This window comes from Pedobacter sp. GQ55, from assembly GCF_059758925.1.
Map to the genome: position 1 here is coordinate 292,495 of NZ_JCAXEI010000003.1, position 22,991 is coordinate 315,485.

The following is a 22,991-nucleotide window of genomic DNA, read 5'->3' on the forward strand; positions in this document are numbered from 1 at the left end:
GAAAAAAATTGCTTTTTGCAGGCCAAAGATAATGATTTTTATAATCCTACACTCTGACTTCAATAGTATTTTAGTCAAATGAAACTCTTTTTTCTCTGAGAGCAGTTTTACAGCGTGTTATTTTAACGACTTTCAGACGAGTATTGAACGAGTTTGCAACGACTCTGAACGACCTTTTGTCAATTGAGTATCTTTTTAAAGTGATATAGGAAACGGGTGAAGACGAGGGTGTATTAAAAGGAAACAGGGATGAATCTGGCGATTATCCCTGTTATTAATAGATGGTTGGTCCACCACAGACCAACCTAAACCAAACAAACTGATCATATAACGAGCGATATTGTTAATTTGTTTTCAACGAAAAAAATAAAAACAATTTCATGACAAATCCCCCGTATTGAATAACGTTTTATCATGTAACGTAATTGATAAAAACGTAAAACGATGCTATAGAAACGTTATATTAGTACTTATTGTTCATATTTTAATTATTTACCTATGGATCAGAAAATCATCAATCTCTACGATGAATACACCCACAGCAAACTGAGTAGGAAAGAATTCATGAAAAAGCTGGCTATCATTACCGGAAGCACAGCTATAGCCTTAACAGTATTGCCCTTGCTTGAAAACAATTATGCATCAGCCTCCAGTTTTAGTGATGACAGCATTACTACCGAAAACATTACCTATCCTGGTGCAGATGGTGATGTAAAGGCAGTGCTGGCAAAACCAAAGAATAAAACGAATCTGGGTTGTGTAGTTGTTATTCACGAAAACAGAGGGCTAAATCCCCATATTATAGATGTAACCAAAAGAGTTGCTGCCGAAGGTTTTATTGCTTTAGGCGTGGATGCCTTATCGCCATTTGGCGGAACACCATCAGATGAAGATAAAGGTCGGGACTTGATCGGAAAGCTGGATCCTTCAAAAAACTTACAGAACTACCTGAAAGGGCTCGAATATTTAAGGAGCAGGAAAGATGGAAATGGAAAAACCGGATGTGTTGGTTTTTGCTGGGGCGGAGGCATGGCAAATAAACTTGCAGTAAATGACCCTAAGTTGCTTGCAGCCGTTGCGTACTATGGGGCACAGGCCGCCGCAGAAGATGTTCCCAAGATAAAAGCGAGCTTAATACTTCAGTATGGGGGACTGGATGAGCGTATAAACGCGGGAATTCCGGCTTATGAAGCAGCGTTAAAAGAAAATCATATAGATTATAAAATATATATTTATGAAGGCGTAAATCATGCCTTTAATAACGATACTTCGCCAACCAGATACAATGAAGCGGCTGCTAAACTGGCCTGGCAAAGAACAATATCTTTGTTTAAAGCTAAATTAAGCTAGATTCGATTTGTTGGTTATAATTATTTAAGAAAAAAGTAATGTTTTTTTACAATTAATAAAACAAAATTTTCTTTTGGGTGTTATGAAAAATAATATATAATTATACTTATAACTGACACTAGCATTGGAATTTAAGCGAAAAATGCTTAACTTTGTGCAAATTTTTAGAAATTAATGAAGATATTTATTACAGGCCTTCCTTTAGAAGTAGGGGAAGATGAATTAACAGCCGTATTTGGTGATTTCGGTCAAGTAAAATCACTAAGGATTATCAAAGATCGCGAAACTGGTCAGAGTCGTGGGTTTGGTTTTGTGGAAATGCCAGTAGAAGAAGAGGCAAAAGAAGCAATCAAACGGATGAATGGCGGCGATTACAATGGTAACCGTATCAAAGTTGCTGAAGCACAAGAAAAACCAAATACTGGTGGTGCTGGTGGTGGTGGCTTTAAACGCAATAACCGTACAGAAAAAAGCTATTAATTAGCTTTTTTTATTAAAATTAGTTACTGATTCTATTTTAATATACTAGAGCAGCAGTGGTGACATGCGTCATTTATTGCTGCTTTTTTATTTTAAGAAATTACCTGCTAATTCATTAGATTAGTAGAATGAATGTGGACTATATTGCTTTATCGGTTCCTATATTCTTTATTCTGATAGGAGTAGAGCTTGCTTATTCTTTTTATAAGAAGTTAAATTATTACCGTTTAAACGATTCCATTTCCAATTTAAGCCAAGGTATTGGTCAGCAGGTAACAGGCGTTTTTATGAAAACAGCGCTGTTCTTTGGCTACATGTATATTTTTGAGCATTGGCGGTTATTTGATCTTCTGCAAACGATCTGGACCTGGGTCATACTTTTCATCGGGGTCGATTTTTTCTACTATTGGTTCCATCGAATGAGCCATCAGGTAAATGCACTTTGGGCTGCTCACATTGTACACCATCAATCTGAAGAATATAACCTTACTGTCGCTTTAAGGCAATCCTGGTTTCAGGGATGGTTTTCGTGGGTGTTTTATTTACCTCTTGCCTTTATCGGATTTGATCCGATCATGTTCCTTACACTAAGCGCTTTTAATACTTTATACCAGTTTTGGATTCATACCAGAGCCATAAAAAGTATGGGACCATTAGAATGGATTTTAAATACACCATCGCACCACCGCGTGCATCATGGCTCTAACCCAAAATATATAGATAAGAACCATGCGGGTACTTTAATTATCTGGGATAAAATTTTTGGCACCTTTCAAAAAGAAGAAGAAGAGGTATACTATGGAATTACCAGTCCATTGGCCAGTTGGAATCCCATTTGGGCAAACGTACATTACTGGAGTGAACTTTGGAGCACCGCAAAACAGAGCCCTAAATGGAGCGATAAGGTAAATGTATTTGTTAAACCGCCCGGATGGTTCCCTGCACATTTGGGAGGTTTTAAACCAGCAAAGGATATTGATCCTGCCAGTTATGCAAAATACAATCCTGAGTTTCACCAGAAATTCACCGGATATGTGCTTTTGCAATTTTTAATAGGTTTAACTACAGGATCAGCCATTCTGTTTTTAAATGCAACCTTGCCTGCAGCACCCTTAATATGCGGTTCAATCTTTTCTATATTTACATTATTAACCTGCGGGGCATTGCTCGAAGAAAAGAAATGGCTCATTTATTTTGAATATGGCCGACTCATATCAGGTATTTTAATAGTTTTGCTGCTTAAATTCCCTATTGGGTACCAGGTAATATTTGCGGGCTTACAGATCGTTTCATTAGTCTGGTTCTTTAATCTAAACAAACCGAATGGCCATGCTCAAGAAATACCTGAAGTTTAACCTCATATTTGCCCTGATTTTTGTTTTGCAACTTGTAGCAGAATATTACGAGCTTTCGGCTTTAAAATACATTACAAAACCGCTCATCGTAATCTCCTTACTTATCATGTTTGCAGTAAGCACTAAACTAAAAGGTCGTTTTCATAAACGTTTGTTTACAGGCTTGGTTTTTGGCTTTATCGGCGATGTATTGCTTATGCTGGTATGGAAAAACGAAACTTTTTTTACCTACGGACTAATTGCTTTTTTACTATGCCATATCTTTTATATCCGAGCATTTTACCTCGACTTCTCGTCTGCACCCCAATTAGATAAAAAAGGAGCGAGAATAGCCATTGCGCTGTGTGCTGTGTTCAGCATCAGTTTTTATGTCTACATCAGACACGGGCTTGGTGCAATGAAACTTCCTGTAATGGTTTATACTTTTGTCATCAGCTTAATGATGATGATGGCAGCGTTCAGAAACATGAGGGTAAATAAAATCAGTTTTAACCTGATTCTTTTTGGTGCAATATTTTTCCTGATCTCTGATTCAACACTTGCTTATAATAAGTTCGTTAAGGGCTTTGACCTTGCGGGATTGTTGATTATGGCAACTTACATGATCGCCCAATATTTGATTACCCTAGGAGGTATAGAGCGTCAGCTTATAAAAAGAGAAGATTAATTTTTTTCCTTTTCTTTTTCCAACACAGTGAAATGCTGTATCAGCCTTTCGCCATTCTCATCAACAAGTGTTAAAATGTGTTTGCCAGGTGTCGGACTAACTGCTAACTGATGATAATTCTTGGTTGTGGCAACATACTCATTATCAATATGCCAGTAAATCTTAGCGTTAGCATTTCTGTGGGTGGCGTTTAGCACAATTTTACCTCTGGTGCCATCAAGTTCCACAGGAATATAAACCGTAGCGTGGTTTCTTGGATAGATCATTTCCATTACAAAATTATTCCCGGCATCGCCACAACCAGGTTTAAATGGAGGCAGTTCCCTATAATCACTATTTTTGATCTTATAATAATACTCCATAGATGGCGGTAAAATAAACCATGATTTATGCACCATGGCAGATGGAGCCTCACATTCATCCGTAACCCTGTGAGTCCCTGTACGATCCAAATGGACCATTTTATGGTAGGGGCAAAGACCTGTTTTTTCTCCTGCCGGAGAAACCAATTGTATCACTTTATCGGTGCAATATTCGCCAGCTTTGTAGCCGCTTTCTTTGCAAACCACAATTTTCTTAAGCTTACTTGTAGGGGTTTTGAACCACTTAACAACAGGCAATTGCTTAAAAATATCAAACATAACAGGAGCAGCAGCATCAATACCGGTTAAGCCCGGTCTGCCTTCGCCATCGGCATTGCCAACCCAAACACACACTACATAGTCCGGGTTAAGTCCAACTGCCCAGGCATCCCTAAATCCAAAACTTGTACCTGTTTTCCATGCCAATCGCTGAGAAGAGGAAAACTGTTCCCATAAACCTTCCTCGCCAGGCCTCATCAGCTCCTCCATAGCGTTAAATGCATTCCAGATAGAACCATGATCAATAGCTGAGTTTACTTCGGTCTCAAACTCATCAAAACGTTTATCCCGCTGTTCGTTCACATACAAAGGCGCATCGTAATCATGCGGATTGTACCTGCCCTTGTAATCATTAAAATGGTTAAGCGTTCTGGCCATCCCCATATAAGTTCTGGCCAGATCCCACATCGTAACCTCGCTGCCACCAAGAATAAGTGAAAGCCCATAATGATCGGCTGGTTGGTTTAGCGTAGTAAAACCCAATTGTTTAAGCTTATCATAAAATCTCTGGTATTTGTAGTTCTGCAGCATTTTAACCGCAGGAATGTTTAGAGAGCGGCTCAGCGCTCTATCGGCTTGTATGGCACCATCGTAGCCCATGTCATAATTTTGGGGCGAGTAGCCGCCTATTTGAGTGGGTATATCGGCTATTAATGTTTTAGGAAGTATAAAGCCATCATTTAACATACTTGCGTATAGGATGGGTTTTAATGTACTCCCCGGACTCCTTGGTGCCTTAATCATATCCACATGACTTTCCAGTTCGGTATTTTCCGGTTGGTAGATGTTACCAATATAACTAAGTACAGTACCTTTTTTTACATCTAAAACCAAAGCTGCAATGTTGTTAATATCATTTGCCCGGTATCGGTTGTTGTAGCGCTTCAATAAACTGCTTAACCGTAGTTGCAAATCATAATCGAGCGTAGAAGTGATCCTTGTTGATCCTGTTTTTAAGGCTACCCGCTCTGCCTTAAATCTGTTTAGTAAATGCGGTGCGTTTTGAGGCAGTTGTTGGGGCTTACCCGGAATAGGTTCTAACTTAGATAGATTGGCGGTTGATTGGTCTATAACCTTTAGCACCGCTAGCTTATCCAGTAAATCGTTTCGTTTTTTGATCAGGCGTGGAGAGTTTTTGCCAGGGTGTACCAGCGATGGGCTGTTTGGTAGTACAGCTAAGGTCGCCATCTCGCCCCAGGATAAGCTTTCGGCACTGCGGCCGAAGTATCTCCAGGCCGCAGCATCTAAACCCACCACATTACTTCCAAAGGGGGCGTTGCCGGCATAGAGCTTTAAAATTTCTTTTTTTGAATAGCTTGCCTCTAGTCTGATAGCCAGGATAACCTCTATTAGCTTTTGCCAAACTGTTCTGCTTTCGCGTCTGGATAGCCTGATGACCTGCATGCTTATTGTGCTTCCGCCACTTACTACGCTTTTGGCTTTAAAGTTTTGGCGCATAGCTCTGGCCATAGCAATAGGATCTACACCGGGGTGGTGGTAAAAGCGTTTATCTTCAAAAGCGACCAGACATTGTGCAAATTTTTTAGGAATGGTGTCGACTACAGGGAAGCGCCATTGTCCATCTTTTGCAATAGAAGCGCTTAGTAAATCACCGTTTGAAGCTTCTACAACGTAGGATGTAGGACTCACAAAAAGCTTTGAAGGCAAAGAAAACAGAAATATGAGTAATAAAATGAGGAAAACAAGATCCGTCATCCAGAGCGCAGCGAAGGATCTCTTGTTGTTGCTATTCAAGAGATCTCTCCTTTGGTTAACCAAAGGAGGTGACGGAAGCCCGTTTACTTTATATCTACTCACTTATTTAATAACCTGCACCCATTTTCCTGCTTCTGTTGCACTTATGTTGTTGTTGTACATCGCCTCGCATTGTACAGCCGATAAATAATACCTTCCAATATAAGATGCATTTAAAAGCACTTTATAAATAACCGTTTCATTCTCACGGAGATTAAAATATGTAAACACACGATCATCTCTAATATCCCTGTAAGTATACGGCGATGAAGCAATGATGCTTTCATTGTCATTTACGCGGGTATTAATGATTTCCCATCCCGATGGGAAGATCTGTGTAAGTGCCATTTGCTCATAATATCCACTCTTACCCGGATTTTTAACAACAACTTCGGCATAAAAGTCTGTGCCTTGTCTCAAAGTAGTAGGATCCAGCACTTTGCCATTAAGTAGTTTATAGCTGATACTCATGTCCAATAGATCAGGGTTGTTCGGTTGGAAATTATTTTGTCCGGCCGAAGGTTGTCCTTGTAAAATTAAACGGGCAAACAACACCCTGTCGCTGGTATTGGTAACAGCCACATTGCCTTTAAACGCTAGTGGCGTACTAACAATGTACTGGTTTGAATTTGCATTGCCTTTTTTACCATCAATAGTATAGCTGTATTTAAGGTTATTTAATGATGAATTTACACCACAAAACTTAGCGATACCTAATAAACTGTAGGCAGTAGTTTGTGTGCTGTACCAATCATCTTTACCTAATCTGGCAGCTACCGACTGCAATAACTGCGCTGCTGTACCTTTACGGCCCAATAGGGTTAGTGTTTCCAGTATCATGGCCTCATCTCTTAAATCAGAACCATAAGTACCGCCTAGCTGATTGTAAGGTTTTATTTCAGTAGGTAAATCTTTTATCAGTTTATTGGCTGCATCTGCTTGTCCGGCAAGTTTATATGTGGCAGCTAAACGCCATTTTGCAGATACAGAAAGGTACTCAAATGCCCTTAATCTATTCATTGCTGCTATTTCTGGCCTCTTGGCTAACGCAAGCACATATAATCTGTACGATTGAGAAAGGTCACCACCATAGAAATTACTGCTATTTGGTGCCCAGTTATTAGCTTTAGTTTTTAAATAGCGAACAAGTTCATCAATCATTCCTACCGGGAGGGTATATCCAGCATTTTGCGATTCCACAAGGAAATGACCCGCATAATTGGTTCCCCATTCGTCTGAAGAGCCTTCGCCCGGCCAGTAACTCAAGCCACCATCAGTAGTCTGGAAGCCTTTTAGCCTGTTAATACCCGCTTTTATGTTTCGTTCTGTATTAGCCTTTTGCTGCTCATTTAAAGCAGTTAATTGATTAAGGAACAACTGAGGGAATACACCGGAAGTAGTTTGCTCTACACATCCATGCGGATATTGCATCAGGTAACTTAAGCGCTTTTTAAGATTGATAGGAGGTATAGATGAAAGTTCAATAGCCCCCGAATTTGTACCAGCCATACCAATAGGCGCATAGTTTAACGACCAGTTGGCACCCGGTTCAACAACCGCTGATACTACATTGGTAACAAACGGATTAGGATTACGGATGTCTATCTCTACATCATAAACAGCTTTCTCGGCACCGCTTTGTGCAATGATCTTAACCTTGGCAATACCCGTAACTTCAGGAGCCTTGATTTCGAAATATGCCATCTGTTCGCCTGGTTGTTTAAATCCAAGTTGTTGTGTTTTATTGCCAACTACCTGTAAATTCTGTGCCTGTAGTTGTACGGTTACGTTTTTAAGGTTATTTTCTGTGGCAAATACGGTTGCAGGTAAAGTAAAGCTTTCGCCTGGACCAATAACACGTGGTAAAGTAGCCAGTAGCATTAAAGGTTTTTTAACGTGCACAGATTTCTCTGCAAATCCATAAGCTCCATCTTGTCCGGCAACCACCATTGCCCTTACCGCGCCAATATATTGCGGAAGCGTAAACTTATGGGTTTTGCTTTCGCCTTTACCCAATGCAAAAGGACCAAGGTATTTAACCACAGGTACAAACCTGTTGGCTTTTGCCGGATTCAGATTCCTGTTTACACTACCATCACCACCAATACTTAAAATACGTTCTAGATTACCACCCCATGCACCAAGTACATAATCGAACAGATCCCACGTTTTAACACCCAAACCTTCGCGTGCATAAAATGCGCTGTGCGGATCAGGAGTTTTAAATCTGGTTAGGTCAAGCAAACCTTCATCTACAATGGCTATTGTGTAAGTCATGGCCTTACCATTTTGCTCGGCAACGGTAATGCTGTTTTCTGTTTCGGGCTTAATCTTATCGGCCATTTTAATTACCGGTTTCAAGATCGTTTCAGGATCTTCAATAAGCAGCGGAATAGCTCCGTACATCCTTATTGGTAAGTCATTTACCGTTTGCGCATGTGGCTGAAGCAATGTAACTACGGCAAATACGTTCGGTGCCATGTTCTTTTCGGCCTTAAAGGTAAATTGTGTTTGGCCTGCTTGAGTTTCTGTCCAGAAGGTTTTTAATACCCTGCTACCGTTTTCTATCGAGATTAAAGCTCTACCGCCTTTACCCGACGGAATGGTTAACACCACATCTTCGCCAACATTGAACTTGGTTTTATTAGCCGTAAATGAGAGCATGGAAGCCTCAGTAGGGTTGTTGGCCTGTTCACGCTGTGCCCAGCCTGGCCAGTCGACATATACAGATTTACCGGTTACGTGCCCACCATTCACATCACGCACCAGAATCAGGTAGCGACCCCATTCCGGCTCATCTATTCTCAAACTCCAGCTTCCTTTGCCGTTTGATAAAGTGATGCTTTCTTTTTTAACGAGTTTATTATAAGAGTTTTGAGTAAAGTTAGCATAGGAGTTCTGATCGTCCTGATCCCACCACCAGCGCCATTGTACTTTGTACAGCTCAACCTCAACAGTTTTGCCACCCTTTACCAGTTTGCCGTTCCTGTCTACATTCACAATATTCACTTTATGATCTTTGCCAGTTACAAGCATTCCACTTAGTTTCTCACCATCAGGGGTTTTAATACCATAATAGTTGTTGTAAACATGATAAGGGATGCTAAAGTTATCAATACTGAAATTACCACCTGCTTCAAATACTTTAGTGGTAAAGTTTGCCTTAAGCATGCCCGGAGCAGTATTGTTCTCATTTAAACTGGTGTTTACAACGGCAGCTCCATTCTCATTTAGTGTGCCTTCAAATATGGTTTTTACCTGCGACTGGAACACTACAGTAGGGTTATCAAAAGTATACTCATCAAAACCTTTAAAGGTAGTTTTCATGGTATTCAGATTCACATCAACCTTGGCCTTAAGGTTTTTACCTACAGAACCAAATAGCCAGTTTGCCGAAAGCGTAGCTGATGATGCACCGCCAACACCTAAATAAGTAGCATTACCGATGTTGAAATTTATCTTTAGCCTGTTGGGCATAACGGTTTCAACCTTAATGGTTTTGCTGAAAACTGCACCACCTGCTTTTACCTTAGCCAACCAGTTTCCGGTAGGGGCAGTATTTTCTGTAGCCGTTTTAAAAGCATAGAATCCATTTAATGGTTTACCATTGATGATCCTTTTAATTAATTGTCCGTGAGGGTTATATAGTTCAAAAGTAACCGGATATCCACCTGGAAGTTTCTTTAATTTATCTTCAAGAATAAAGGATACGAATATAGAATCGCCAGGTCTCCAAACACCGCGTTCTCCATAAATGTAACCTTTCAATCCGTTCTGTACCACATCACCACCAACATCAAAGCGACTTAAGGGAAGTGAACTACCATCATCCATTTTCAGGTAGCCACGTTCATCGCCATTTTTAGCGATCAGCAAGAAGGGTTTTCTTTTCAAATCAAAAGTAGCCATACCATCGCCATCGGTTTTAACCGTGTGGATGATCTGACGCTGGTAATCTAACAGCTCCAAAGTAACACCGCTCATTGGTTTAGCCGTAAGCAGATCTGTGGTAACAACAAGCATACTGTTGTCGTTACCACGTTTGGCAATAATACCAATGTTCGAAGCCATTACGTTTCTGCTGGCCCATTTATCATTGGTATAATAGGATGCGGTACAAGGGTTATCACGATCTTCCCATCTGTAATTATTGGGATAGTAACTGTTGTAACGCTCCCAGAACTCATCGTCCTCATCAATCTTTTCGCCATAACCACGATAGCCGTCTTCATCGGAAGTTTCTTCATCGTTGGTTACTTCAGCACATTTAAATACATTGTATTCATTTCTGAAACCGATGGTTATGCGGTACATGGCACCAGGTTCAGTTTTAATCAGCTTATCCAGATCCAGAGTAAAACGGTTCTTTTTATGCAGATTAAGCGCTTTATCTTCATCTAAACGAATTGTTTTTTGTACAACAGGTTTACCAACGCGACGAATTTCACCTCCATCTTTATAGCTGTTGGTTTGGAAGAACTGAGGGATATTATTTTCATAGATTTTGATAACCGTAACATCAACCGCCTTTAAATTGGTTGCTTCGAAAGGCAATACCAGTTTACCTGAATTTGGAAGTATGGTACCACTGCCAGCAATAACAACCGAAGGCAGTTTGTTTTCAAAAACGATATTGGCAGTTTTTCCTGCTCCAAGTTTCTTTCCGTTGATATTTTCGATGCCAGAATTTACCGTAAAAGAATAATTGCCCTCTAAAGCCAGGGCCGAGTAAACTTTTACCTGACTGCCATCGATGGTAAACCTTAAATCAGATAAACCGCTTAAAGAGATTAAACCGGCCAGATCCTGAGCTACGCCAACAGGCTCAGAAAGCTGTACTAAGGCATAATCTTCGAGGTCTTGTACTGCCTTCATGTCCAGTACTTTAAATACGCCTTTGGCAGGAACAGCAACGGTTTGTTCGCCTTTGCTGTCGGCATTAATAGTCTCTCCAGACCATTTTAAAGTTAGTTTTGTGTCCTGACTAGCTTTTTTAATACTATCTATGGTAAAGGCAGAAGTGTTTTTCCCTGGATTATGCTGCCATTTAACTTTTAAAGTTTGTGGGAAATCAAATGTTAGTGCTTTTTCAATTGCCTTTGGGTCTTCCTGATCAGAGGTCGTAATCTCTCCCTTAAGCTTCATATAATCAAGAGAAGTATTGTTTTGCGACACCAAACCATCCTGAGTTAAATTCATGCCGGGTTTGATCACTCTAAATCCGAACTCAAATTCTTCAAGGTCCTTTTCTGTTTCAGTAACCTTGCTTAAATCAAAATTGGCCTCATAGGTTTCGCCTGATTTTAAAGGCTCATCAGGTCTGAATTCGACTGTTTGCGCATCGATCCAGTAAGCTTTTCCTTTTACAGAAGGAGAGAAGCTGAACAAATCACGGGTGTCGGCCACGCCAACATCACTCATTGTTTTTACTTCACTTGCTAAATGTACCCTGATAAAACTCTTTTTAGAGATGGTTCCAGAGGTGTAAGCCTCAATGTATTTTGAGTATTGTTGATTATAGTCTTTAGGTTTTTCTTTTTTAAAGAGAAAAAAAGATGCAATTCCAGCTAGCAGAAAAGCAGTAATGCCAATAATTAGGGTTTTTTTATTCCTTTGGAAAAAGGAAGAGCGAGATGATTCCATAACACAGATATTTCATAATAAGATGTGTACGAAAATCAACAAAAATCATCGGAAACGAAAATAATTGTTATTAACAGAAGAAAACATCAGACTAATACGGTTATTTAATCATCACACCCGGCATATTAACCAGGGGAACACGGATTAGGTTTTCATCTACAATACTTTCAGGAAGGAAAATAAATTTTTTATCGTAGATGACCCCGTTGATGTAATAGCTTAACCAGTATTCGTTTGTTAAGCCAAATACTTCGGTATCAATAGCTTCCACGCCTGCAAAAGATTTAGCTTTAATATCGCCCAGGAAGTGTCTTAGTACGGATGTTTTTACCAGTTTTCCATCTTTTTCTCCGTAGCCTTTAGAGCTGATTAGTACATTGTCAAGAGGGATATCTTTAAGATTGATCAGGTAAACAGTCCAGTTTTTTACTTCCGGACTTTCGTTTATTAGCACTACGGCCATTGCAACATCTTCAACTATATTTTCAGGAAGGTCTTTTTTCATATATAAACTCTATTTATGCGATCCGTCATCCTGTTATGCACTTTGTCGTCTTGCTATACACTCCGTCATCCTGAATTTATTTCAGGATCTTGCACTAGCAGGGCGTTCTTTCTCTTCCGGGGTTCTGAAATAAATTCAGGATAACGACCGGGTTAATCAAGTCGCTTCAACTACTTCTTAACTATTACTTTTTCGCCACTGCTTTCTTTTTTGCAGTTGCTTTAGTTGCTGTTTTCTTTGCTGTTGTGCCTGTTTTCTTTGCTGCAGCTTTCTTGGTTTTAGGTTCGAAAGCATTAGGCACTTGCTCAACTATCAATTTTTTAACCTCATCTAAAGAAACTACTTCTAATTCCTCCTGAGTATATTTATCATTAGTAGCAGGGTTTTTACGTAGTTTAAGCATTTCTTTACCGAAACGGATAAAAGGGCCCCACCTGCCATTTTCTATTGCAATTTTTTCTTCGGCCCATTGCTGAATAAATCTATTAGCTTCTTTTTCTAATTTTTTACCAATCAGTTCTTCAATGTCCGATTGTTTTAGATTATCAAAATTATAAGCCTTAGGCACATTGATAAACAAATCGTTCCATTTAATAAACGGACCAAATCTGCCTTTTCCTTTGGTAACAGGTAAACTCTGGTAATGAGCAACAGGAGCATCGGCAGTAATTTTTTCGCCAATAATCTCTATCGCGCGATCCCTGTCGATGGATAAAGGATCTTCGTTTTTAGGAATAGAGATGTAAACATCGCCCCATTTAACATATGGACCGAAACGACCTACACCAACAGAAACCTCTTTACCTTCATAATCTTCGAGCTGGAAAGGTAATTTAAACTGCTCCAAAGCACTTTCTAAAGTAACTGTTGCAACAGTTTGCGATTTAGATAAACTCGCATAACGAGGTTTTTCCTCATCGTCATTCTGACCAATTTGAACCAACGGGCCAAATTTACCAACCTTAGCATATACATTTTTACCACTTACCGGATCAATGCCCAATAAACGTTCACCATTCGCTCTGTCGGCTGTTTCTAAAGTAGTTTCAACCTCAATATGGAAAGGAGTATAAAAGGAGTGAAGCATTTTTGTCCATTCCTGTAAACCTTGTGCAATCTCATCAAATTCCTTTTCTACATTGGCAGTAAAGTTAAAATCTACGATTCCTTTAAAATGTTCAACCAGGAAGTCATTCACAACTTCGCCTATATCCGTAGGGAATAACTTGCCTTTTTCGGCGCCTGTTATTTCCGTTTTAATTTGCTTTTTAACAGAACCATTGCTTAAAACAATAGAACTGAATGAACGCTGACGACCATCACGATCTTCCTTAACCACATAACCGCGGTTTTGGATGGTCGAAATTGTTGGTGCATAAGTAGATGGTCTGCCGATACCAAGCTCTTCCAGTTTTTTAACCAAACTAGCCTCAGTATATCTTGCCGGTGGTCTGGAAAAACGCTCAGTTGCATTCATCTCTTTTAAAGTCAGTTCCTGACCCCTTACCAATGGTGGCAACATGCTGTTACCTTCTGAATCCTCAACATCCTCATCATCACTAGATTCAAGGTAAACCTTTAAGAAACCATCAAATTTCAAAACCTCACCCTCAGCAATCAAATTCTCTTTACGAGTACTGATGTCGATTTGAGCTGTTGTTTTTTCAAACAAAGCCTCACTCATTTGCGAAGCGATGGCGCGTTTCCAGATCAACTCATATAAACGTTGTTCAGAGCTGTCGCCCGGTACAGTATGATGATTAAAATAAGTAGGGCGGATGGCCTCGTGAGCCTCTTGTGCGCCTGCAGATTTAGTTTTATATACTCTTAAGTGGTGATATTTATCACCATAAGCAGATTTTATTTCGCTTGCAGCAGCCTGTAATGCGGTTTCAGATAAATTCACTGAATCGGTACGCATATAGGTGATTCGCCCACTCTCATACAGCCTTTGGGCAATTTGCATTGTTCTTGAAACTGAGTAACCCAGTTTGCGGGAAGCCTCTTGCTGTAGGGTTGAAGTGGTAAACGGCGCTGCAGGATTACGTTTTGCAGGCTTTGTTTCCAAGCTATCAACAGAGAAACCGGCGCTGATACAGTCTGTTAAAAACTGTTCAGCATCAGCCTCTTTCTCAAAACGCTGAGGGAGCTCTGCTTTTACAATTTCCTTGCCTTTTCCGGTAGAAAACTGTGCTGTTATTTTGAATGCTGCTGAAGCATTGAATTTATTTACTTCTCGTTCTCTGTCTACAATTAAACGAACCGCTACCGATTGGACACGACCGGCAGAAAGTGATGGTTTGATTTTTTTCCATAAAACAGGAGAAAGTTCAAAACCCACCAATCTGTCGAGCACACGACGAGCTTGTTGCGCATGAACGAGGTTATAATCAATTGTACGTGGTGTTTCAATAGCCTTTAATATAGCAGGCTTAGTAATTTCGTGAAAAACAATACGTTTTGTTTTGGCTTCTTTAAGTCCTAAAGTTTCGAATAGGTGCCAAGAAATTGCTTCTCCCTCGCGGTCCTCATCGGATGCTAACCATACCATTTCGGCTTCCTTGGCTAGTTTTCTTAATTCGGCAACAACTTGCTTTTTATCAGAAGGAACTTCATAGGTCTGAGCAAAATTATTGGAGATATCAATCCCCATATCCCCCTTAATTAAGTCACGAATGTGACCGTAACTAGATTTAACAAGGAAATCTTTGCCCAAATACCCTTCAATGGTTTTCGCTTTCGCAGGTGACTCAACTATTAGTAAATTCTTCGCCATTCAGAACGTTTTTCTGCAAATAAAGCTATAAATAAGCCTAATTTCAAAATCCGATCTAATTTTTCTAACAAATTTATTTAAAAATGACCTGTTTTAGCTGATAATGAGCAATGGTCGGAACGCTGCTTTTAGGGCATTAAAATTAATTTGACCGAGATAAAAACTGTTTGAACATTTTACTTAAATAATATAATTATCTATTTTTTTTGTGCTTAACTTCGTACATATAAAAAAACTTAAAACCATGAATACAATACTCATCCTGTTAAGCCTTTTATTTACGCCTCCAACTAAAAGCGTTTATGATTTTTCTTTTAAAACCATTGATGGTAAGGAAATTAAGCTTTCAAAATTTAAGGGTAAAAAGATCCTTATTGTAAATACAGCTTCTAAATGTGGGTTTACACCTCAGTATGAAGATCTTGAAAAACTACAAAAACAATATGGTAAAAATGTAGTTTTAATAGGTTTCCCGGCTGGCAATTTTGGTGGTCAGGAATTGGCTACAAATAGTGAAATCAAAGAATTTTGTACCGGAAAATATAATGTTACATTCTTGTTGTCAGAAAAAAGCAGTGTTAAAGGAGATGATATCAGTCCTTTATTTAAATATTTAACCAGTCAGGAAAACCCTGATTTTACAGGTGATATTCAATGGAATTTTGAAAAATTCCTGATCAACGAAAAAGGTCAGCTGGTACACCGCTTCCGTTCGAAAGTTAAACCTTTAGACGAATCGATTACAAAGAATTTGTAGGGTTTTGCATAGCAGGGATCCGTTGTAGGGCAGGACCCGTCATCTATCTCTACCTGTCATTTCGAACGAAGAGAGAGATGACAGGAGGTGCATGAAAAGAAGCACATAAAAGAACCTGTATCAAATTTTGATACAGGTTCTTTTGCTTTAAAACCAATTGCTCATTATTTAATACCTATTCTCTATATTATTTAACACTATTATCACCATATTTTTACACCATATTCTAATGTTTGCCGTACTTTTGTACCAAAATAAATATGGATCATATCAAATCATTCCGGAATTATTTAGCACTATCAGTTGCCCTTTTAGTAGCTTCCTGCTCATCAGGATACAAACTGGTAAAGGCCAATCGTGCGGAATATAGTGTTAATAAGGAACTTGCAGTAGACAGCTCTATTATAAAAACCTATTTACCCTATAAAGTTCAGCTAGATGCTGAAATGAATCAAGTAATTGGTCATTCGGCAGCGCAGATGTCTAAAAAAAGCAGCGATACCTTACCTGAAAGTTTGCTTAGCAATTTCTTTGCTGATGCTGTTTTGGAGCAGGCACTTAAATATGATCAGAATATTGATTTCGCACTGCCATCTACAAAAGGAGGCTTACGGGTAGATTTTCCTAAAGGCAACGTTACCGTTTCAAACGTATTTGAGCTGATGCCTTTTGAAAACCAGCTTATTGTTTTTACGTTAAAAGGCACTGATACTCAACAGGTACTGGATTATATTGCTGCTACTAACGGACAGCCCGTTGCACGTTTACAAATGAAAATAGTTGATAAGAAGCCTGTAGATGTACTTGTAAACGGTGAACCATTTGATGTAAACAAAACCTACCGCGTACTTACATCTGATTATATTGGTGGGGGTGGCGACAATGTTCCTGCTTTTAAAAATGCAATAGATAAAAAGGTTATAGGCCTTAAAATACGCGATGCATTAATGAATTACGTTAAAGAAACTGAGGCCGCTGGCAAAACAATTAATCCAAAATTAGATGGAAGAATTACTAAAAACTAACCGCCGAGATTTTCTTAGAACCGGTGGTATTGCAGCAGCAGCCCTGGCGTTAAATTTAAATGCGCTTGAAGCAGAGGCGGCCGGAGGGGTAACAAAGCTCACCATTTTGCATACTAACGATGTTCATAGCAGGGTAGAACCTTTTCCTATTGATGGATCTAAATATGAAGGATTGGGTGGTACAGCAAGGCGATCGGCCCTGATCAAAAAGATAAGAGCAGAAGAAAAAAACGTATTGTTATTTGATGCTGGTGATATTTTTCAAGGTACACCATACTTCAATAAGTTTGGTGGTGAGCTTGAAATTAAGCTCATGACCGCAATGGGTTATGATGCGGCAACAATGGGGAACCATGATTTTGATAATGGTATGGAGGGGTTCTATAAGCAATTGCCTCATGCCAACTTTCCTATTTTATGTAACAATTACGACTTCTCTAATACGGTACTAAATAAATCGACCCTGCCTTATAAGATATTTAAGAAGGACGGATTAAAGATTGGTGTTTTTGGGGTTGGGATAGAGTTGCGTGGTCTGGTTGAAGGTAAAAACTATGGGGATACAGTTTACTTAGACCCAATTGCAAAGGCAAATGAAATAGCTGATGTATTAAAGAATGACTTTAAGTGCGATCTGGTAATTTGCTTGTCTCACTTGGGTTACAAGTATAATACTGATAAAGTTTCTGATCAGATTTTAGCGAAAAACAATAGGAGTATCGACCTCATAATTGGTGGGCATACGCATACTTTTATGGATCAGCCAGAAGATGTACAGAATTTAAGTGGAGCAATAACTACTATAAATCAGGTGGGTTTTGCAGGCATTAACCTGGGCAGAGTAGATTATTATTTTGAAAGATATAAAGGTAAAAAGGTGAAAACGGCTTCGCCTTATTTGATCTCGAATAAATTGGAAGCATAGCATCTATCTGTATATCTATAATCGGTATTTTTCCTAAAGAGAAATCATATTCCTCTGATAGTTTAATGTGTATCTATTTTTTTACTGATATTTACGCTATTTTTAATTTTTTCTGCAAAAATGGCGTTAAAATTGAGGGCGAGAACACACACACAAACTTGAACCAAATGAAAAAAGCAATTCTTATCATGGCAGCCTTTGTCATGTTTGCCTCTTGCAAGAAAAAATCTGAAGAAATCATAATTGAGGAGAAATTATCACCAGATATTGAACTGGTAGTTAAGGGAGCAACAGAGGAAACCCTGCCTTTATATCTGTCTTCTGAAACCTATAATTTCTTAGGATTTGGATACGACGCGACAGATAAGTACAACGACGAAGTTTCTGTACGTGCAAGTGTCATTGATATTCCAAATTATGCTGCCAGCAGCTCTTCTAGAATTAACATAATCAGAGGTACAGAGGGTTCATGGAGAACCATTCAGGCTGAAAATGCGGTAGATTTATCAGAAAAATTTTCCAATTCATTTAGCCAAACTATGGGTCTGAACATTTTTAGAAACACCATAGAGAAGGCATTCCCTGGAACAGTTGTTACAGATAAAAAGTATATTTATGGTTATTATTACCTTTTCTGGATTTCGAAAAGATATAAGTTTTACTATGAGCAATCTGTAAATAACTTTTTAACGGCCGATTTTAAAAGAGATATTACTTTGTTAAGTGCTCAGGAGCTTGTTAATAAATATGGAACACATGTTTTGACGGGGCTAAAAATGGGGTCAAAATTTGACGCCGTTTATCAGGCAGAAGCTAAAAAGCTAAATAGAGATGATATCATTATGGAGGGCTTACGCTACGCAATAAAACGAACATTTGGCTTAACTACTGGCTATTTGGATGATGTTGACTTACGGAACTTAAATGCAAATTCTTCGGCCCAGATCTATTTTAGCTCTATTGGTGGGGATATGAGCAAATTGAAAATCGAAACCATAAATGGTAGACAGGTAGTGAATATTACAGGTTGGCTGTCGACTGCTACTGAAGATAAGGCACGGTTTATTGGCGCTTATGATGACGGCTTGACCTCTCTGGATAGCTTTATTGATGATAACGTAAAAAAAGCTGAGGTAAAATCTTATCTCGAAGAATATTTTGCCTCTAAAGCGGTTAAATTGACAAATTAAATTAAAGGTGCTGAATCGTGACAGCTCACATCGTCATCTCGACAGCTTGCATCGAGATGACGATCTTACCTTTTTTATACCCTTATGATTGGATATGGTTAAATCCTTAGCAAAGGAAACCGCCGCCTAACAGATCGTTTCCTTCATAGAAAACTGCTGATTGGCCGGGTGCTATTGCTGATACATTATGGTCAAATACCACGCGCATTTTGTCTTTTTCCTGAACGATAGTGCTAAGCATACCTGCATCTTTGTATCTGATTTTAGTAACAACGTTATCCATTGGCTCTAAAATACTTCCGTATTTTACCAGGTTAACGTTGCGTACCAGCGCTTCGTTTCTTTCCAGATCTTCGGCTCTCCCAAGTACCACGGTATTGCTTTCAGGCATGATTTGGGTTACAAACATTGGTTCGCCGAAGGCAATTCCAAGTCCTTTACGTTGGCCGATGGTGTAAAATGGATAGCCTTTATGCTGTCCAACTACCATTCCGTCTTTAGTGATAAAATTACCGCCGGCAACTCTGTCTTCTAAATCTTCAACTTTATGTTTTAAGAAAGCACGGTAATCATTATCAGGTACAAAACAGATCTCGTAGCTTTCACTTTTTTTAGCAAGTTCTTCCTGTCCCATGTCCAATGCCATTTGTCTGATTTCAGATTTAGCAAAAGAGCCCAAAGGAAACTGGGTACGTGCAAGGTTTTCCTGAGAAACACCCCAAAGTACATATGATTGGTCTTTGTTTTCGTCTTTTCCTTTAGAGATTACGTAACGACCACTATCTTGTTGTCTGATGTTTGCGTAATGTCCAGTTGCAATAAATTCGCAATCCAGTTTGTTGGCACGTTTTAATAGTGCTTCCCATTTGATGTGGGTGTTGCACAACACACATGGGTTTGGGGTACGACCTGCAAGGTATTCATCAACAAAATTGTCGATTACAAAATCACCAAACTCGTCGCGTATATCAAGGATGTAATGTGGGAAGCCATAGTTTACAGCAAGTGTGCGGGCATCGTTTATGCTATCCAGACTGCAACAACCTGTTTCCTTACTGCTGCTGCCTGATGTGGCATAGTCCCATGTTTTCATGGTAAGCCCAATAACTTCATAACCTTGTTCGTGTAACATTACTGCTGCTACTGAACTGTCGACACCGCCACTCATGGCGACCAATATTCTTCCTCTTTTACTCATGTTATTTAATACTGCCTCGGGTTCAAAGCCCGGTGATTAGAAATAAGGTGCAAAAGTAAGTGATTTTAATGGGAATTTTTTAATCAGGACGTCAGTCTGTTGTCAAAGTAAAATTAAGTGATCTGTTTTCGGGCTGGAACAAATTGCGCTGAAGGGGGCAAATGGTTCCTAGGCCCTCTTCCCGACACTGAATTTTAGCCGAATTGAGAGGAAATGAATAGAGGTATAGTTAGGAGGAATAGGGTTGATTAAAGGATAGTGAGAAATATTTTGATCAAACGTTATAGCAAGACTTAAAAAGCTGTTTTTTGCATGATTTTTTTATACCTTAGACAATCATAAAAAAATAGAACTAAAGTTAAATATGAAAAAAATCCTCCTGTACTGCTTTTTATCGGCCCCGGGGCTTGTCAATGCACAGCAAAGCCTGGTAAAATATGTGAAGCCTATTATTGGAACACAAAAAATGGGACATACTTATCCAGGGGCTACGGTTCCTTTCGGATCTGTTCAGCTAAGCCCGGATACAGATACTTTGTCGTACGAATTGAATGGCAAGTATAATGGCGAAGTTTATAAGTATTGCGCAGGGTACAAGTATGAGGATAAGACGATTGTAGGGTTTAGCCACACACATTTTAGTGGAACCGGGCACTCTGATCTGGGAGATTTTCTGATCATGCCAACTCAAGGAAAGCTACAGTTAAATCCGGGTACCGCAGATGATCCCAAATCGGGTTTTAGATCAGCATTTTCTCATGATAATGAGGTCGCTGAGGCTGGATATTATAAGGTTAAACTAGACGATGACAATATTCTAGCTGAGCTTACCGCAACAAATAGGGTAGGTATGCATCAGTATACATTTCCAAAGTCTGACGAATCGCATATTATACTGGATTTGATGTCGGGCATTTATAACTATGACGACAAAACGGTATGGACTTTTGTGCGTGTGGTGAATGATACTTTAATTACAGGTTACAGACAAACTAACGGTTGGGCGCGTACACGTACGGTGTATTTTGCCATGTCATTTTCTAAACCGTTTGTTTCTTATGGACAAAAGAATTTCGATAAACCTCAGACCTATAAAGGTTTCTGGAGAAAGTTTGACCAAACTAAAAATTTCCCTGATATAGCAGGAAGACGCATCAGAATGTACTTTGATTTTAAAACTGAAGAGCAGGAAAAGATCAAGGTAAAGTTCGCGTTATCTCCGGTTAGTCAGGCTAATGCATTAGAAAACATGCAGGCAGAGACTCAGGGATGGGATTTTGATAAGGTAAAACTGCAGGCACAGGCTGAATGGAATAAGGAGCTTAACAAGATCAAAATTGATGCTTCAGAAGATGATAAGACTAATTTTTATACTGCAATGTATCATGCTTTTATCAATCCAACAAACTATAGCGATGTAAATGGAGAATATAAAGGGTTGGATCAGAACGTGCATAAAGCCGATGGCTTTAACAACTACACCACATTCTCTTTGTGGGATACTTATCGTGCTTTGCATCCATTTCTGAACATTATGCAGCCTGCCAGGAACAACGATATCGTAAAATCGATGATGGCACATTATGATCAGAGTGCACTTAAAATGCTTCCGATATGGTCTCATTATGCAAATGACAATTGGTGTATGAGTGGTTACCACAGTGTTTCTGTTTTAACGGATGCAATTATTAAAGGCGTATATAATGGTGATGCTAACAAGGCACTAGATGCTTGTATCACGACTGCTAATCACCGTGACTACGAGGGCATAGGTGATTACATTGATTTGGGTTACATTCCTGCAGAGCGCAGCGGAACGTCGGTTTCAAATACATTAGAGTATGCATATGATGATTGGTGTATTGCTCAGCTGGCTAAAAAGCTAAACAGAACGGATGTTTATGATGAATTTACCAAGCGTTCTGGAAACTGGAAAAATGTATTTGATAAGTCTATCGGTTTTATGAGACCCAAAATGGCTGATGGTTCGTTTAAAAAGGAATTTGATGCATTAAGCACGCATGGCCAAGGATTTATAGAGGGAAATACCTGGAACTACAGTTTCTTTGTGCCTCAGGATCCTAAAGCTTTAATTGAGCAAATGGGTGGCAATAAAAAGGTTGGACTAAGGTTAGATTCTTTGTTTTCTATGCATCTTCCTGATGAGTTTTTTGCCGAAACTGAGGATATCACAAGAGAAGGTATTATTGGTGGATATGTGCATGGTAATGAGCCTGCTCACCATGTGGCTTATTTATACAATTGGATTGGACAGCCCTGGAAAACACAGGAAAAGATACGTATGATTTTGAAAATGCAGTACAAGCCTACGCCTGATGGACTTGGTGGTAATGATGATTGCGGACAAATGAGTGCATGGTATATGTTTTCTTCTTTAGGTTTTTATCCTGTGTCTCCAGGATCGGAAGATTACTCTTTAGGAAGTCCGGCGGTTAAAAATGCAGTGTTAACGCTTGAAAATGGAAAAGCGTTTACTGTTGAAGCTATAAACCAAAGTGATAAGAATGTGTATGTTCAGAAGGTTTTGTTAAATGGAAAACAACTTGCTGGAACTACGATAAAGCATTCTGATATTACCGGTGGCGGTAAGCTGACGTTTTATATGACATCTAAACCGGTTAAGAAATAGGGGGTTTAAATAATGCTAAACAGAAGAGGCCGATATAACAACTATCGACCTCTTCTGTTTAATCGCTGAATTCG

General features: G+C 39.2%; 14 protein-coding genes. 9 read left to right on the plus strand and 5 right to left on the minus strand.

From position 1 onward, the window contains the following. Window positions 1-498 precede the first annotated feature (498 nt). The 4 genes from AC6CH7_RS10115 (at window position 499) to AC6CH7_RS10130 (ending at window position 3,852) form a co-directional block, all read left to right on the plus strand. Window positions 499-1,350: a dienelactone hydrolase family protein gene (locus AC6CH7_RS10115; RefSeq protein WP_498262580.1), complete on the plus strand. Its 852-nt coding sequence runs from the start codon at window positions 499-501 to the stop codon at window positions 1,348-1,350. A gap of 174 nt (window positions 1,351-1,524) precedes the next feature. Next, window positions 1,525-1,830 (plus strand): RNA recognition motif domain-containing protein, encoded by a 306-nt coding sequence (locus AC6CH7_RS10120; RefSeq protein WP_048905338.1) that lies wholly within the window; start codon window positions 1,525-1,527, stop codon window positions 1,828-1,830. A 128-nt stretch (window positions 1,831-1,958) separates the two neighbouring features. Continuing rightward, window positions 1,959-3,185 (plus strand): sterol desaturase family protein, encoded by a 1,227-nt coding sequence (locus AC6CH7_RS10125; protein ID WP_498262581.1) that lies wholly within the window; start codon window positions 1,959-1,961, stop codon window positions 3,183-3,185. Then, window positions 3,160-3,852, plus strand: a complete 693-nt coding sequence (locus AC6CH7_RS10130; protein ID WP_498262582.1) for a lysoplasmalogenase — start codon at window positions 3,160-3,162, stop codon at window positions 3,850-3,852. The genes AC6CH7_RS10125 and AC6CH7_RS10130 overlap by 26 nt, the downstream gene beginning before the upstream one ends. Here AC6CH7_RS10130 and pbpC read toward each other — a convergent pair. The 4 genes from pbpC to topA all read right to left on the minus strand — a co-directional run bounded on the left by pbpC (window position 3,849) and on the right by topA (window position 15,172). Next, entirely contained in the window at window positions 3,849-6,311 is a 2,463-nt protein-coding gene (pbpC, locus tag AC6CH7_RS10135; RefSeq protein WP_498262583.1) for a penicillin-binding protein 1C, read from the minus strand. The genes AC6CH7_RS10130 and pbpC overlap by 4 nt on opposite strands. After that, a complete protein-coding gene (locus AC6CH7_RS10140) occupies window positions 6,312-11,891 on the minus strand; it encodes an alpha-2-macroglobulin family protein (RefSeq protein WP_498262584.1) in 5,580 nt (1,859 codons plus the stop codon). It lies immediately after the preceding gene. Between the two features lie 100 nt (window positions 11,892-11,991). After that, window positions 11,992-12,396: a hypothetical protein gene (locus AC6CH7_RS10145; protein ID WP_294876315.1), complete on the minus strand. Its 405-nt coding sequence runs from the start codon at window positions 12,394-12,396 to the stop codon at window positions 11,992-11,994. A 184-nt stretch (window positions 12,397-12,580) separates the two neighbouring features. Then, the gene (gene topA, locus AC6CH7_RS10150; protein ID WP_498262585.1) at window positions 12,581-15,172 is read right to left on the minus strand and encodes a type I DNA topoisomerase; all 2,592 of its coding nucleotides are present in this window, start codon (window positions 15,170-15,172) and stop codon (window positions 12,581-12,583) included. Window positions 15,173-15,416: 244 nt separating this feature from the next. Between topA and AC6CH7_RS10155 the strand changes: the two genes are divergently transcribed. From AC6CH7_RS10155 to AC6CH7_RS10170, 4 genes are all read left to right on the plus strand, one after another. Further along, window positions 15,417-15,929, plus strand: coding sequence for a glutathione peroxidase (locus AC6CH7_RS10155; RefSeq protein ID WP_498262586.1), 513 nt, complete (start codon window positions 15,417-15,419; stop codon window positions 15,927-15,929). 260 nt (window positions 15,930-16,189) lie between these two features. Beyond that, complete coding sequence (locus AC6CH7_RS10160; RefSeq protein ID WP_498262587.1) at window positions 16,190-16,954, plus strand: 5'-nucleotidase C-terminal domain-containing protein; 765 nt, start codon at window positions 16,190-16,192, stop codon at window positions 16,952-16,954. Further along, a complete protein-coding gene (locus AC6CH7_RS10165) occupies window positions 16,932-17,879 on the plus strand; it encodes a bifunctional metallophosphatase/5'-nucleotidase (RefSeq protein WP_498262588.1) in 948 nt (315 codons plus the stop codon). Before AC6CH7_RS10160 ends, AC6CH7_RS10165 begins: the two co-directional genes overlap by 23 nt. 167 nt (window positions 17,880-18,046) lie before the next feature. After that, a complete protein-coding gene (locus AC6CH7_RS10170) occupies window positions 18,047-19,069 on the plus strand; it encodes an MAC/perforin domain-containing protein (protein WP_498262589.1) in 1,023 nt (340 codons plus the stop codon). Between the two features lie 106 nt (window positions 19,070-19,175). On the opposite strand, the gene mnmA is transcribed toward AC6CH7_RS10170, so the two are convergent. Next, complete coding sequence (mnmA, locus tag AC6CH7_RS10175) at window positions 19,176-20,267, minus strand: tRNA 2-thiouridine(34) synthase MnmA (RefSeq protein WP_498262590.1); 1,092 nt, start codon at window positions 20,265-20,267, stop codon at window positions 19,176-19,178. Window positions 20,268-20,631: 364 nt separating this feature from the next. On the opposite strand from mnmA, the gene AC6CH7_RS10180 reads away from it, so the two are divergent. Further along, entirely contained in the window at window positions 20,632-22,917 is a 2,286-nt protein-coding gene (locus AC6CH7_RS10180; protein ID WP_498262591.1) for a GH92 family glycosyl hydrolase, read from the plus strand. Window positions 22,918-22,991 lie beyond the last annotated feature (74 nt).